A 13,904-nucleotide genomic window follows, 5' to 3' on the forward strand; every position below is an offset into this window, starting at 1 on the left:
CGCAGGCGCACACGCCGCAGCCTGGCACGGAGCCGCTGCCCGCCGGGCCGCGCCCGCACGCCGCAGCCGCGCTGCGCCACAACACCGCCTCTGCCGCACCTGCGGCTGACGCGCCTGCCGATGCTACCGTGAGCTCATCAGCCGCGGACGATTCGCCTGCCACCAGCCTGAAGAGTCTGCTTATCAGCCTTGCAGACCATCCGGATCTGCCGTCGTCTGTTCATGACGCGGCGCGGGAAGCGCTCCAGCAGGTGACGGGCCAGCAGCTTCTGCTGACGCCGGACCGGTCGTCCGTGATCACCCAAGTGACGATGATGGTGCCGTTTATGGCGCAGGACGGAAGCCAAACGGCTGCGGTTCACATCCAATCTCGCCGGGGCAAACGGGGGGAGCTGGACGCCTCCAACTGCCACTTGCTGTTTGATCTTCATCTGCAAGCTTTAGGCAATATGCTCGTTGACGTACAGGTCACGGATCGCATCGTCAGCTTGCGGGTACATAATGATCATGATATTGCCTCGGCGCTGCTCGAGACTTCGCGGACGGAGATCGATCAGGCGCTGGAAGGGGCAGGTTTTCATTTATCTTCTCTGCAGGTATTGCCTTATCCGCAAGCCAACTCGTCCACCGATTCCGTAGGAGCCGGGGCACAGGATGCCGCGAATCCTTTGCGGAAGGACTTGTATCCGCCAAAACCTTACAGAGGGATGGATATCCGCATATGAAGGACAAAAAACATCCCATACGCCAGGCTGTGGCGCTCCGCTATTCCCCTGATCAGATGCAGGCGCCGATTCTCGCGGCCAAAGGGAAAGGCGTCGTAGCCGACGAAATCATCAGCAAAGCCAAAGAGTACGGCATTCCCATACAGGAGGATCCCTCCCTGGTGGAGGTTCTCGGGCAGCTGGAACTGGAGCGCGAGATTCCGCCAGAGCTGTATCAACTAGTGGCGGAAATTCTCTCCTTTGTGTATCGGGCGGATAACCGGGCAAATAGCGGATATAAGCTGCCATAGTGGCGGAATTCTGGTTTTGGGGAGGAGCCTAATTTGAAGGCAGAGGCGGGTAAGTCGCAAGTGCCACAGGATACACGCAAAAAACTCGGCGCATACGGCGAACAGCTAGCGCTGAGTTTATTGGAAGAGGCCGGTTATCGCATCCTGGAGCGGAACTGGCGGTGTAGACTGGGCGAGATGGATCTCGTCGCAGCGGATGACGATACCGTCGTTTTCGTCGAAGTGAGAACCCGTAGAGTGACGGGAAGCTACGGCACTTCGAAAGAATCGGTGGACGCCCGCAAGCAGGCTCAGGTGCGGAAAATCGCCCTCGCTTATCTTCATGCCAAAGGGCGCCACGACGTCCGTGTCCGCTTCGACGTTGTCGCCATCGAACTGGATGCGGCAACAAGCGATATCCGCCGGATCGAGCACTTAAAGAATGCCTTTTAGTTCGGCAACTGCCGCAAAAGAAAACCGGCTGTGATATCACAACCGGTTATTGCTATTTCTATTCTATTACCATTTCGCCGCCAGCTCTTGGCAAAATTGCTCCAGCCCCAGTTGATCGGCTTCGTCAAAGCGGTTTTTGAGCGGGCTATCGATGTCAAGCACCCCGATTAGTTTGCCCTTTGCAAGCAGTGGAACGACGATTTCGGAATTGGAAGCCGCGTCGCAGGCGATGTGGCCGGGGAACTGATGCACGTCCTCCACACGCACCGTTTCCTGCTTATCCGCTGCAGTTCCGCAGACGCCTTTTCCGATGGGGATACGAACGCAAGCGGGGAGGCCTTGGAAGGGTCCGAGTACTAGCTCTCCATCTTTCAGCAAATAAAAGCCCACCCAGTTGATATCCGGCAAAAATTGCCTCAGTAACGCCGAGGCATTTGCCAGATTGGCAATGGCATCAGGCTCGCCTTCAATCAAATGGTGAAGCTGGCGCGTTACCAGCTTGTATTGTTCATCTTTTGTCCCCGTATAGCTTTCGGTATGAAACAAAGTAAAAACCTCCTATGGCAAATCCTCGTTCATTCTGTCCAAATCCTATCCTCAAGGAGATGGACTGTCAATCCCCGTGCTGGCACTCATTTTTCATTTGCGATATTCAACCTTGTCAATTCACAGCTTTCGGTCGAGACAGCGGTAGGTGACAGCTTGTGCCATGTGCTCTGTTCCGATGCGGTCGGCGCCATCCAAATCGGCGATGGTCCGGGATATTTTCAATATCCGGTCATGGGCTCGAACGCTGAGTCCCATCCCTTGAAAGGCTTGCTTCAGCAAATCTTCCGCCTCGGGTTCTAGCCGGCAATGCAGCCGCAGCAGCTTCCCTGCCAATTCTCCATTTCGCCGTATCCCGCTTCCTACATATCTTCGGGTTTGGCGTTCCTGAGCCGACAGAATGCGATTTTTCATTTCTGTCGAAGACAGTGGCGTTTCATCGCCGGAAAGCTCGTCATAATCGACTTTCGGCACTTCGACATGCAGGTCGATACGGTCCAGAAGCGGTCCCGAAATCCGTGATCGATATTGAGCCACTTTTAGAGGGGAGCAAGTGCAGCGGCTTTCGGCTGTATCTCCGGAATAGAAGCCGCAAGGGCACGGATTCATAGAACAGGTCAGCATGAAATGCGCCGGAAAAGAAAACACGGCTCGCGCCCGTCCGATGGTCACCACCCGATCCTCCAAAGGCTGGCGCAGCACCTCCAGAGCAATGCGGGAAAATTCCGGTAGCTCGTCGAGAAACAGTACGCCGTGATGGGCAAGGCTGACTTCTCCCGGCCTGGGGATGGAACCTCCACCAACTAATCCGGCAGCAGAAATCGTATGGTGGGGAGCACGAAAAGGTCTTGTGCGCAGCAGTTGCGCCCGGCCTGTCATTTTTCCGGCTACGCTGTAAATCTTGGTGGCATCCAGCGCCTCATCATCGGATAAATCCGGGAGGATCGTCGGAAGGCGACGAATGAGCATGGTCTTCCCCGTCCCCGGTGGACCAATAAGGACGAGGTTGTGAAAACCGGCAGCTGCGATCATCATCGCCTGCTTAGCATGTTGTTGGCCGAAAATATCCCCGTAATCCAATTGGCCGGCGATTTCACTTGGCACGGCGCGAAGCTCCTCCAGCATACCGACCGAATCCTCTGTACATGCATTCCCACCTGTAACCGTTCCATATCCTGCGCCTGATCTACTATCCGTCACTGACGATTGCCGATAAATCTTCCAGACTGATTCGCCTTGCTCCTCCAGCACTCGGACCTCCTGCAGATGGCGGATTGGCAGCACCTCGATTCCTTCGATGAGCAGCGCCTCCTTGCCGTTATCGGCAGGCAAAATGATGCGGTTGATCCCCTTGGATCGGGCATGATGCACCATAGCCAGAACTCCGGGAACTGGGCGCAAACTGCCGTCCAAGGCCAATTCGCCAATCACCAAACAATTCTCCAACACCTTCGTCTGAAGCTGGCTGCTAGTCGCCAAGAGGCAGAGGGCGATAGCCAAATCGTAAGAGGCGCCTTCCTTGCGTACATCGGCTGGGGCAAGATTTACCGTCACCCGCTCCATGGGGAAGGCGTATCCGCAGTTTTTCACAGCAGCCCGCACCCGTTCGATTGATTCCCGCACCGCCGCATCCGGCAACCCCACTACAGTCACTTGGGGCAGACCGTTGGCGATATCCACTTCAACGTCGATCAAATAGCCGTCGATGCCCAAGACGCAGGCGGTTTTAACTTTTCCAAACATGAAAAAAAACACCCCTTCTCTTATTGTCGGGACCGCAATGCCAAATAGGCAGTTGCAGCCGCGACCGGAAAAGGTGCTTCCTTATGTCCAGTCGATTCATCATTACCTACATTATAACATTGCGCATACCTACCGTCGATGTTATAGGCAAATTCCATTATTTTCTAAATAGAGTTAGTATAGTGAGTGTAGAACAAAGTAAGTACAGGGCAAAAAGGCGGGTGCAACGAATGCGTGCCGGGATGAAAGTTATGATCTTATGCATAACGATAGTGGTTCTTCTTGTTTTTTTCTTTATTCGCTTTTTTGACCGGATAGACGTTAAAGAATTGTTGATCGATGATCATGGGGGCCTCACCCAGATCCATTTGCGCTCCGGTACGACTGGCTATCTCTTTGAAACAGAGGATCCGTTAGTGATAAAAGGCTTTGAGGATATTCTTGCAGACACCAAATACCGGAAAAAAGAGAGGGACCGCAAGAAAAACGGCTATCTGCTTGTTGGACAGCTTTATTTTTCGGATGGCAGTAAAAAGGAGTTTTCCCTTGCAGACAATCTGATTCTGGATAGGGTGGTTTATGTGCCGTCCGATCGCAAGATGAATAATAGGCTTGCCAGCTACGTGGAGCAGGCATTCTCGAAGGTGCCGGAATGACAGCGCTCTTTATCTGATTATGTGACTATATCCCGGATTCCTGTCTTCAAGTGCTACCTTCTTTAAACCTTTTCTTTGGCCAAAAGGATGCGACGTTCAGGTCTGGAAAACAGGGGAATTAATTATGTCAATTATGTGAACTACAGAGAAAAAACATAAACTTAAATTGCTATTTTTAAATTTGTCAATAAAATAGAATATAGATTTACTTGAGTGTCAACGGAGAATTTGGCGATTAAATCTCAAACCGTTGACATTTTTGCGAATAAAAGTTTCTTCACTCTAGCCTGAAATAATCTTCTCTTATGTAGGTTAATCTCGAGGTGGCTGATCCGGCATGCATGCATCCTGGTACTCTGCTAACTGCAAGTATGGCGAATTGTAAGCCGTTACATCATGGCATGGAAATGTTGTGGATGGAGTATGGTTTAAAGGCAGGCAAGGCATTCAGGAAACAGCTGAATAGCGAATGGAGGAAGCGGAATGAATATCCATGAGTATCAGGGTAAGGAAGTGCTGCGGCAGTACGGAGTATCTGTCCCACGGGGACAGGTTGCCTTTTCTGTGGAAGAAGCGGTTGCCGCCGCTGAAAAGCTTGGCACGCCCGTGTGTGTCGTGAAAGCGCAAATTCATGCCGGCGGGCGCGGGAAAGCCGGAGGCGTCAAGGTCGCAAAATCCATCGAGGATGTGCGCGCCTATGCCGAGCAGCTGCTGGGCAAAGTGCTTGTGACTCACCAGACCGGACCGGAAGGTAAAGTGGTGAAACGGCTTTTAATCGAGGAAGGCTGCGACATCAAAAAGGAGTATTACATTGGGCTCGTTCTGGACCGCGGGACCGGTAGAGTTACGGTGATGGCTTCGGAAGAAGGCGGTATGGAAATCGAAGAGGTAGCAGAGCGAACGCCTGAAAAAATCATCAAAGAAACCGTTGATCCGGCTATCGGTTTGCAGGCGTTTCAAGCGCGTCGTCTCGCTTATGCCATCAATATCCCGAACGAGTTGGTTGGGAAAACCGTCAAGTTTATTACAGCACTTTATACGGCATTTATCGATAAGGATTGTTCCATCGCAGAAATCAATCCTCTTGTCGTAACCGGTGACGGCAATGTCATCGCCCTGGATGCGAAGCTCAACTTCGACGCCAACGCGTTGTTCCGGCACAAGGATATTCAAGAGCTGAGGGATTTGGACGAAGAAGACGAGAAGGAAATTCAAGCCTCCAAATTCGACCTTTCTTATATCGCTTTGGACGGGAATATCGGCTGCATGGTTAACGGAGCCGGACTTGCCATGGCGACTATGGATATTATCAAATACTACGGCGGCGAACCGGCCAACTTTCTGGATGTAGGCGGCGGCGCCACAACCGAGAAGGTGACGGAAGCCTTCAAGATCATTCTTTCCGACGAGAAAGTGGAAGGGATTTTCGTAAATATTTTCGGCGGCATCATGCGCTGCGATGTCATTGCCAACGGGGTCGTTGAAGCGGCCAGACAGTTGGGATTGACCAAGCCGCTGGTGGTACGTCTAGAAGGAACCAACGTAGAGTTGGGCAAGAAGATTCTGAACGAGTCAGGTCTTAATATTATCGCTGCTGATTCCATGGCAGACGGTGCCCGGAAAATTGTCCAGCAGGTGGCTGTTTAAGCGGAAATCACAAGAAAAGGATGAGTGATCACGATGAGCATCTTGGTTAACAAGGATACAAAGGTTATCACCCAAGGGATTACCGGCGCTACCGGGCTGTTTCATACGAAAGGCGGCCTGGAATACGGTACGCAAATGGTGGGGGGCGTCACCCCGGGTAAGGGCGGAACAACGGTTGACATCGCATTGGATAACGGTACGACTGTCAGCCTCCCTGTTTTCAATACGGTCGCGGATGCCAAACAGGCGACGGGTGCCAACGCTTCAGTTATTTATGTACCGCCGGCTTTTGCCGCCGATTCCATCATTGAAGCGGTGGACGCGGAACTGGATCTCGTCATCTGCATTACGGAAGGCATTCCGGTGCTGGATATGGTGAAAGTGAAACGCTACATGGAAGGAAAAAGCACGGTGCTGATCGGCCCCAACTGCCCTGGCGTCATCACGCCTGGAGAGTGCAAAATCGGCATCATGCCCGGATATATTCATACCCCTGGCCATGTCGGTGTCGTTTCCCGCAGTGGTACGTTGACCTATGAAGCCGTGCATCAGCTGACTACCCGGGGCATCGGCCAGTCGTCTGCAGTCGGCATTGGCGGCGACCCGGTGAAGGGTTCGGAATTCATCGATATCCTCGCTCGTTTCAATGACGATCCGGACACGTATGCGGTCATCATGATCGGCGAGATCGGTGGAACGGCAGAGGAAGAAGCGGCGGAGTGGATCAAGGCGAATATGACGAAGCCGGTAGTTGGCTTTATCGGCGGCAAAACCGCTCCTCCAGGCAAACGTATGGGTCATGCTGGTGCCATTATTTCCGGCGGAAAAGGCACAGCCGGCGAGAAGGTGGCGGCAATGGAAGCCGCCGGTATCCGCGTCGCGCCGACACCGGCGGAAATGGGTTCTACGCTGGTGGCTGTTCTGGAAGAGCAAGGTTATCTTGAGAAATGCATTACTGTAGAAGCACTTGTCCAATAAGACCGAAACGGTTATCGAAAAGAAGCTCATCTGCGAAAGCGGATGAGCTTCTTTTCTTTTATATAGCGAAAATGTGCTATATTAATTTATACTTTGACAGTTGCCTAGATGGCGCATATCTGCCTATCCGGCTGATCATATAAGAAGGTGTGCGGTTGAAAACGTATTTTGCAGAAACGGAACGGATCGGATTTTCCCGATGGGAGGATGGTGATGACCCGTTGGCCGTCCAGCTTTGGGGTGAAGAGGACGTCACCCGGTTCATTTGTGCGGACGGCAAGTTTTCCGAGCAGGATATTCATAAGCGGCTACAGGTTGAAATCGACAATCAGAAGCAATTTCAAGTGCAGTATTGGCCTCTGTTCGAAATGGCCACGGGAGAGCTGATCGGTTGCTGTGGGCTGCGTCCTTTTCCCGAGGAACAGAACGCGTACGAAATCGGCTTCCATCTCCGCAAAGAATTTTGGGGGCGAGGATACGCCTTCGAAGCGGCTTCCGCCGTCATCCAGTTCGGCTTCGACACCTTGAAAGCAGAGACGCTGTACGCCGGCCATCATCCGCATAACGCGAAATCCGGGAAGCTGCTGGCTCGGCTGGGCTTCGATTACATCGGCGATCATTTTTACGTGCCGACCGGTTTATACCATCCGTCCTATAAAAAGTTGGCAATATTCTCCGGTATCGGGTAAAATACCTTTGTATTCTATGTCGTCTTTTTTACTGCCATACTATATTTGGAACAGGTAAGCAACCTTTCCTCATCCCCCTATCGGGGATTGGGAAAGGTTTTTTGTTTCTATAAAAAATTATCCGGGATGAAACCGATGTTTAACACTCACCGTAAAGGAGTAAAAATATGAATCAACGATCTGTGCTTCTTGCGCTGCAGGAAATCAAGGGAGTGGGCTGGAAAACGATACTGCGCCTTGCCGCGACGCTGGAAAGTTTGGCGGAGTTGCTGCATATGGATGGGAAAACCATCGCTGATTTGGGTATTCCACAGGATAAGGCGGAAGCCATCGCTGCCGGATTGCGGACTTTGACCGAGACGGGAAAAGGAATCGATGAACGTGAGATCATGTACCGGAATAGAGGCATCATTCCCGTGACCATCTATGATGAGGCGTATCCGGAGCGTCTGAGGGAATCTTCCCAGCCTCCGTGGGTGCTTTATGCCATCGGGAAGGTAGACCTGCTGGTTAGTCCCTCCGTAGCGATTGTAGGCACCCGTACGCCTACGGTATACGGCCGCAAAGTGTCTGAGGATTTGGGGCGGGCGCTGTCTCGTGCCGGCTGCTGCGTTGTCAGCGGTTTAGCCCGGGGAATAGACGCTGCTGCCCATGAAGGCGCTCTGACAGGGCCTGGCGGAACCGTCGCAGTTAAGGGCGGAGGACCAGACCGGATCTATCCGGCGGAAAATACGGCGCTGTACAGAGCCATCGCCCAGAAAGGCCTCATCGTGTCCGAGTTTCCCCCAGGCACCGCCGCCGTTCCCGGCATGTTTCCGCTGCGTAACCGCATCATTGCCGGGTTGACGCTAGGAACCGTCGTGGTGGAAGCGGCGGTCAAGAGCGGATCGTTGATCACCGCCGATCAGGCGCTGGATGAATCCCGGGATGTATTTGCCATCCCCGGACCCATCACCTCGCCAAAAAGCGGAGGCACCCACCATTTGTTGAAACAGGGAGCGAAACTGGTGACGGAACCCGGGGATATTTTGCGGGAGTATCAAATCTTATTTCCGGACTTCACCGATTCTCTGTTCGAGCAGGAAAAGGAGTCTAATTTAACCGCTGAAGAGGAGGAGATTCTCCGCTTTCTCTCCCACGAACCCGTCTCCATCGATCGTCTGTTGTCGGAAACGCGAACAAATTTTGGACATTTGCATAATATTCTGTTACATTTAGTTTTGAAAAAAAGGATCAAAGCCATGCCGGGAGCGGCATACGTGAAAATATAATGATTATCTACTGAAAAAGAGAGAGGACGATGCGCATGGCTGATTCGCTCGTCATAGTGGAATCCCCTGCCAAGGCGAAAACCATCGCCAAGTACTTAGGAAGCAAGTTCATCGTAAAAGCATCCATGGGACACATCCGCGACCTTCCCAAAAGTCAAATGGGCGTTGAGTTTAGTAACCATTTTGAACCTAAATATATCACCATCCGCGGCAAAGGCCCCGTCCTGAAGGAATTGAAGGACGCCAGCCGCAAGGTGAAAAAAATCTATCTGGCGGCTGACCCTGACCGCGAAGGGGAAGCAATCGCTTGGCATCTTGCCCACTATCTGGACGTGGAGGGCAGCGAGCCTTGCCGCGTCGTATTCAACGAAATCACGAAGCAGGCGGTGAAGGACGCTTTTAAGTCCCCCCGCCCCATTAACATGGACCTGGTCAACGCCCAGCAGGCCCGGCGGATTCTCGACCGGCTTGTGGGGTACAAGATCAGCCCGCTTTTATGGAAAAAAGTGAAGAAAGGCTTGTCTGCAGGCCGCGTTCAGTCTGTAACCGTCAAGCTGATCAACGACCGGGAGCAGGAAATTCGCGATTTCGTTCCGGAGGAGTACTGGTCCATCACCCTTAAGCTGCACAAAGGCAAGTCGGTATTCGAAGCTAAATACTACGGAAGTGGCAGCGACAAGCGGGAGCTGAGCCGGGAAGATGAAGTGAAAGCCATTCTCGCCGATTTGGAAAAAGCGGCTTACACCGTCTCCGATGTACGAGAAAAAGAACGGCTGCGCAATCCTTCCGCCCCCTTTATCACCAGCACGCTGCAGCAGGAAGCAGCTCGGAAGCTGAACTTCCGCGCCGCTAAAACCATGTCCGTTGCTCAACAACTCTATGAAGGCATTGATCTGGGTAAGGAAGAAGGCACCGTCGGTTTGATCACCTATATGAGAACCGATTCGACGCGGATTTCTCCAGTGGCCCAAGAAGAAGCTAAGGGCTACATTCAGGAGAAGTTCGGCGAAGCTTTCTATCCGGAAACGCCGCGGATCTTTGCCAAAAAATCGGCCAACACCCAGGATGCCCATGAAGCCATCCGACCCAGCTCCGTTTTGCGGGAGCCGGAGGAAATCAAGGCGAGCTTGACGAGAGACCAGTTCCGTCTGTATAAGCTCATCTGGGAACGTTTCTTATCCAGTCAAATGGCATCGGCCGTCATGGACACGGTAACAGCGGAAATTTCCGCCGGAGCGCATCAGTTCCGCGCCACCGGATCGACGGTGAAGTTTGCCGGATTCATGAAGGTATATATAGAAGGAAATGATGACGGCACGGTGGAGGAAGACCGGTTGCTGCCGGCTCTTGCCAAAGGGGACGACCTGCAGTTGGAAAGCATCGACCCGAAGCAGCACTTCACCCAGCCGCCGCCGCGATATACGGAAGCCCGCCTCGTCCGCGCGTTGGAGGAGATGGGGATTGGTCGACCCAGCACCTACGCGCCGACTTTGGAAACCGTGCAAAAACGCGGCTACGTGGCGCTGGAGGAAAAGAAGTTTGTGCCGACAGAGCTGGGAGAATTGATCATCGCCCAGATGGAGCAGTTTTTCCCGGAGATTCTCGATGTGGAGTTTACCGCGCACATGGAAGATGATCTTGACCATGTGGAGGAAGGCACCGAGAATTGGCTGAAGGTTTTGAACGATTTCTATGTTCCTTTTGAAAAACGGCTGAAGGTAGCCGAAGAGGAAATGAAGGAAATCGAGATCCAGGACGAGGTTTCGGACGAAGTTTGCGATAAATGCGGCCGCCAGATGGTGTATAAAATGGGCCGCTTCGGCAAGTTCCTGGCCTGCTCCGGATTCCCGGACTGCCGCAACACGAAGCCCATCGTCAAAAATACCGGGATCGTTTGCCCGACGTGCGGCGTTGGCCATATCGTCGAACGGCGCAGTAAAAAGGGCCGAGTCTTTTTCGGCTGCGACCGGTATCCGGAATGCGATTTCGTCTCCTGGGATCGTCCTGCTGGACGGGATTGCCCGGATTGCGGCTCCATGCTGGTGATTAAAATCTCCCGCAGCGGATCGGTCGTCAAATGTTCTAGCTGCGATTATAAAGAAGAACCGGTGGAGAAGACCGAGGATGACGAATAAGGAATCTCCAGATTAGCAACGATTTGAGAATAGCACGATAGACAAGAACTAAGCGGGCTTATCGGGCACGCTTAGTTTTTAGCTTTTCACATGAATGGAGGCAGCAAGTTGAACAAGGATATGAAAGTAACGGTAATTGGTGCGGGCTTGGCAGGCAGCGAGGCGGCATGGCAAATTGCCCGCCAGGGCGTACCCGTCGTCCTGTACGAAATGCGCCCGGTACGGAAAACCCCGGCGCATATTACCGATAAATTCGCTGAGCTGGTTTGCAGCAATTCCCTTCGGGCGAATGGCTTGACCAATGCAGTCGGCGTCATAAAAGAAGAAATGCGGCAATTAGGCTCTCTTATCATGCAGAGCGCCGACCGCCATGCGGTTCCGGCTGGCGGAGCGCTAGCCGTTGACCGGGATGGTTTCTCCGGCGCCGTAACATCAGCGCTCAAGGAGCATCCTTTGGTGGAGGTCGTGAACGAGGAGCTAACGGAGATTCCCGAAGGCATCGTCGTCGTAGCCTCAGGTCCCCTGACTTCACCGGCGTTGTCGGACAGGTTGAAAGAGCTGATGGGCGAGGAATATCTCTATTTCTACGACGCAGCCGCTCCTATAGTCGAGAAGGAATCCATCGATATGGATAAGGTGTTTATCGCTTCCCGCTATGACAAGGGAGAAGCCGCATACATCAACTGCCCGATGAATGAGGAAGAATTCAACGCTTTCTATGACGCCTTGATCTCTGCAGAAACGGCGCCGGTAAAAGAGTTTGAGAAGGAAGTCTACTTCGAAGGCTGCATGCCTGTGGAAATTATGGCTTCCCGCGGCCGCCAAACGCTGCTTTTTGGAAACATGAAGCCGGTGGGTTTGCCGGACCCGCGTACGGGGAAAATCCCCCACGCCGTGGTGCAGTTACGCCAAGATAACGCTGCGGGTACCCTGTATAATCTGGTAGGCTTCCAAACTCATCTTAAATGGGGGGAGCAGAAAAAAGTATTTTCGCTGATCCCGGGGCTGGAAAATGCGGAATTTGTGCGCTATGGGGTGATGCACAGAAACACCTTCCTGAATTCGCCGAAGCAGCTTCAGCCGACGTATCAGTTTAAAGGTAGAGATAGCCTCTTTTTTGCCGGTCAGATGACTGGAGTGGAAGGCTATGTGGAGTCTGCGGCATCCGGGCTGTTGGCCGGTATGAATGCCGGGCGGTTGGCCAGAGGCCTTGAGCCTCTCGTCTTTCCTCAAGAGACGGCCCTTGGCAGCATGGCTCACTATATCACCCATGCCGATCCGCAAAATTTTCAACCGATGAACGCCAATTTCGGTCTGTTTCCGCCTCTCGGGGAGAAGATCCGCAACAAGCAGATGAAGAACGAAAAGTTGGCTCATCGGGCGCTTGACGCCGTGCGCAGCTATGCGGCGGATAAAGGGCTATCTGTGGAATAAGCCGCCCAAGGCTGTGTATTGTAAGGAAAAGCCCGGCTATGGTACGATGAATGTGTTTTGAAATCCCACCCGTTGAAACCTTTTATGGGGTAGCGCCGTATTTCATAAGTACCCGAGAAAATCCTGACTTTGGATGACTCGGGGCTTCCTATATTCAGTGGATTCTGAAAATTCAATCAATACAGTCAACATTTTTCTGAGAGGAAAAAGGAGGCGCAGCATGGGAGACTTTCATGCGACGACGATATTTGCGATCCGCCACAACGGCAGCGGAGCCATTGCCGGAGACGGCCAAGTGACATTCGGACAAAATATGATCATGAAAAACACGGCAAAAAAGGTGAGGCGTCTCTATCGGGGAAAGGTCGTCGCCGGTTTTGCCGGTTCGGTGGCCGACGCGATCACCCTTTTCGAGAAGTTTGAGAGCAAGCTGGAAGAGCATCATGGCAATTTGCAAAGAGCGGCGGTGGAACTGGCGACCGATTGGCGGTCAGACCGGGTGCTGCGCAAACTGGAAGCGATGATGATCGTTATGGATGCCGAAAGCTTGCTGCTCATTTCCGGTAACGGAGAAATCATCGAGCCGGACGATGGCATTCTTGCAATCGGATCGGGGGGGAGCTTCGCATTGTCCGCAGGCCGGGCCCTTCATCGCTATGCTCCGGATATGTCGGCAAAGGAAATTGCTAAAGCAGCCTTGGAGATGGCAGCGGAGATTTGCGTGTTCACGAACCACAACATCATGGTGGAAGAAATCCAATAGGGAGCGGATGAGGATGAAAAAGAAAGAAGCCTTAACGCCTAGAGAAATCGTTGCCGAACTGGATAAATACATAGTCGGCCAAGGCAAAGCGAAACGCTCGGTTGCCGTCGCTTTGCGGAACCGCTACAGACGCGGTCGCCTTGAAGAATCGCTGCGGGATGAAATCGTACCGAAAAATATTTTGATGATCGGCCCAACTGGGGTGGGAAAAACGGAAATTGCCCGCCGTCTGGCCAAACTGGTCAATGCGCCTTTTGTTAAAGTAGAGGCGACGAAGTTTACGGAAGTCGGTTATGTAGGCCGTGACGTGGAATCCATGGTACGCGATCTCGTGGAAACCTCCATCCGGATGGTCAAACAAGAGAAAACGGAGGAGCTGGCGGATAAAGCGTCCCAAATGGCCAATGAACGGATTGCCGCTGTAATGGCTCCAACGCCTCAAGCCAAGTCGTCGAAAAATCCCTTTGAGATGCTGTTTGGCGGCGGGCAAAACCAGGCAGAACCGGAGGAATCGGACCAGGATCCGGCCATTAAGGATAAACGCGGGCAGATTTTAGAGAAGTTAAATCGAGGCGAATTGGAGCAGGAAGTCATC

General features: G+C 52.8%; 13 protein-coding genes and 1 pseudogene. 12 read left to right on the plus strand and 2 right to left on the minus strand.

What is annotated here, in order from left to right; genetic code table 11:
- The 3 genes and pseudogenes from TJ79_RS27495 to TJ79_RS02170 form a co-directional block, all read left to right on the plus strand.
- Positions 1-725: pseudogene (locus TJ79_RS27495) on the plus strand (hypothetical protein); the annotation flags it as partial.
- Positions 722-1,015, plus strand: a complete 294-nt coding sequence (locus tag TJ79_RS02165) for an EscU/YscU/HrcU family type III secretion system export apparatus switch protein (RefSeq protein ID WP_040948649.1) — start codon at positions 722-724, stop codon at positions 1,013-1,015. The pseudogene TJ79_RS27495 and the gene TJ79_RS02165, both read left to right, overlap by 4 nt.
- A 33-nt stretch (positions 1,016-1,048) precedes the next feature.
- A complete protein-coding gene (locus TJ79_RS02170) occupies positions 1,049-1,447 on the plus strand; it encodes a YraN family protein (RefSeq protein WP_238322728.1) in 399 nt (132 codons plus the stop codon).
- Positions 1,448-1,513: 66 nt separating this feature from the next.
- On the opposite strand, the gene TJ79_RS02175 is transcribed toward TJ79_RS02170, so the two are convergent.
- Positions 1,514-1,993, minus strand: a complete 480-nt coding sequence (locus tag TJ79_RS02175; RefSeq protein ID WP_040948650.1) for a GAF domain-containing protein — start codon at positions 1,991-1,993, stop codon at positions 1,514-1,516.
- A 120-nt stretch (positions 1,994-2,113) separates the two neighbouring features.
- Entirely contained in the window at positions 2,114-3,736 is a 1,623-nt protein-coding gene (locus TJ79_RS02180) for a YifB family Mg chelatase-like AAA ATPase (protein WP_040948651.1), read from the minus strand.
- Between the two features lie 83 nt (positions 3,737-3,819).
- Between TJ79_RS02180 and TJ79_RS02185 the strand changes: the two genes are divergently transcribed.
- From TJ79_RS02185 to TJ79_RS02225, 9 genes are all read left to right on the plus strand, one after another.
- Positions 3,820-4,392 carry a hypothetical protein gene (locus TJ79_RS02185; protein WP_155987741.1) on the plus strand — a complete coding sequence of 191 codons (573 nt, stop codon included), beginning with the start codon at positions 3,820-3,822 and terminating at the stop codon, positions 4,390-4,392.
- Positions 4,393-4,875: 483 nt separating this feature from the next.
- Positions 4,876-6,039 (plus strand): ADP-forming succinate--CoA ligase subunit beta, encoded by a 1,164-nt coding sequence (gene sucC, locus TJ79_RS02190; RefSeq protein ID WP_040948653.1) that lies wholly within the window; start codon positions 4,876-4,878, stop codon positions 6,037-6,039.
- A gap of 33 nt (positions 6,040-6,072) precedes the next feature.
- The gene (sucD, locus tag TJ79_RS02195; RefSeq protein WP_040948654.1) at positions 6,073-7,017 is read left to right on the plus strand and encodes a succinate--CoA ligase subunit alpha; all 945 of its coding nucleotides are present in this window, start codon (positions 6,073-6,075) and stop codon (positions 7,015-7,017) included.
- A gap of 155 nt (positions 7,018-7,172) precedes the next feature.
- Entirely contained in the window at positions 7,173-7,706 is a 534-nt protein-coding gene (locus tag TJ79_RS02200) for a GNAT family N-acetyltransferase (protein ID WP_202903269.1), read from the plus strand.
- 167 nt (positions 7,707-7,873) lie between these two features.
- Positions 7,874-8,977: a DNA-processing protein DprA gene (dprA, locus tag TJ79_RS02205; protein WP_040948656.1), complete on the plus strand. Its 1,104-nt coding sequence runs from the start codon at positions 7,874-7,876 to the stop codon at positions 8,975-8,977.
- Positions 8,978-9,012: 35 nt separating this feature from the next.
- The gene (topA, locus tag TJ79_RS02210; RefSeq protein ID WP_040948662.1) at positions 9,013-11,112 is read left to right on the plus strand and encodes a type I DNA topoisomerase; all 2,100 of its coding nucleotides are present in this window, start codon (positions 9,013-9,015) and stop codon (positions 11,110-11,112) included.
- A gap of 120 nt (positions 11,113-11,232) precedes the next feature.
- Positions 11,233-12,546, plus strand: coding sequence for an FADH(2)-oxidizing methylenetetrahydrofolate--tRNA-(uracil(54)-C(5))-methyltransferase TrmFO (gene trmFO, locus TJ79_RS02215; RefSeq protein WP_420319365.1), 1,314 nt, complete (start codon positions 11,233-11,235; stop codon positions 12,544-12,546).
- 220 nt (positions 12,547-12,766) lie between these two features.
- A complete protein-coding gene (gene hslV, locus TJ79_RS02220; protein ID WP_040948658.1) occupies positions 12,767-13,309 on the plus strand; it encodes an ATP-dependent protease subunit HslV in 543 nt (180 codons plus the stop codon).
- A 13-nt stretch (positions 13,310-13,322) separates the two neighbouring features.
- On the plus strand, positions 13,323-13,904 hold a 582-nt coding region (locus TJ79_RS02225), incomplete at its 3' end, for an AAA family ATPase (protein WP_040948659.1).

It is taken from the genome of Gorillibacterium massiliense (assembly GCF_000455485.1).
Lineage (GTDB): Bacteria > Bacillota > Bacilli > Paenibacillales > NBRC-103111 > Gorillibacterium > Gorillibacterium massiliense.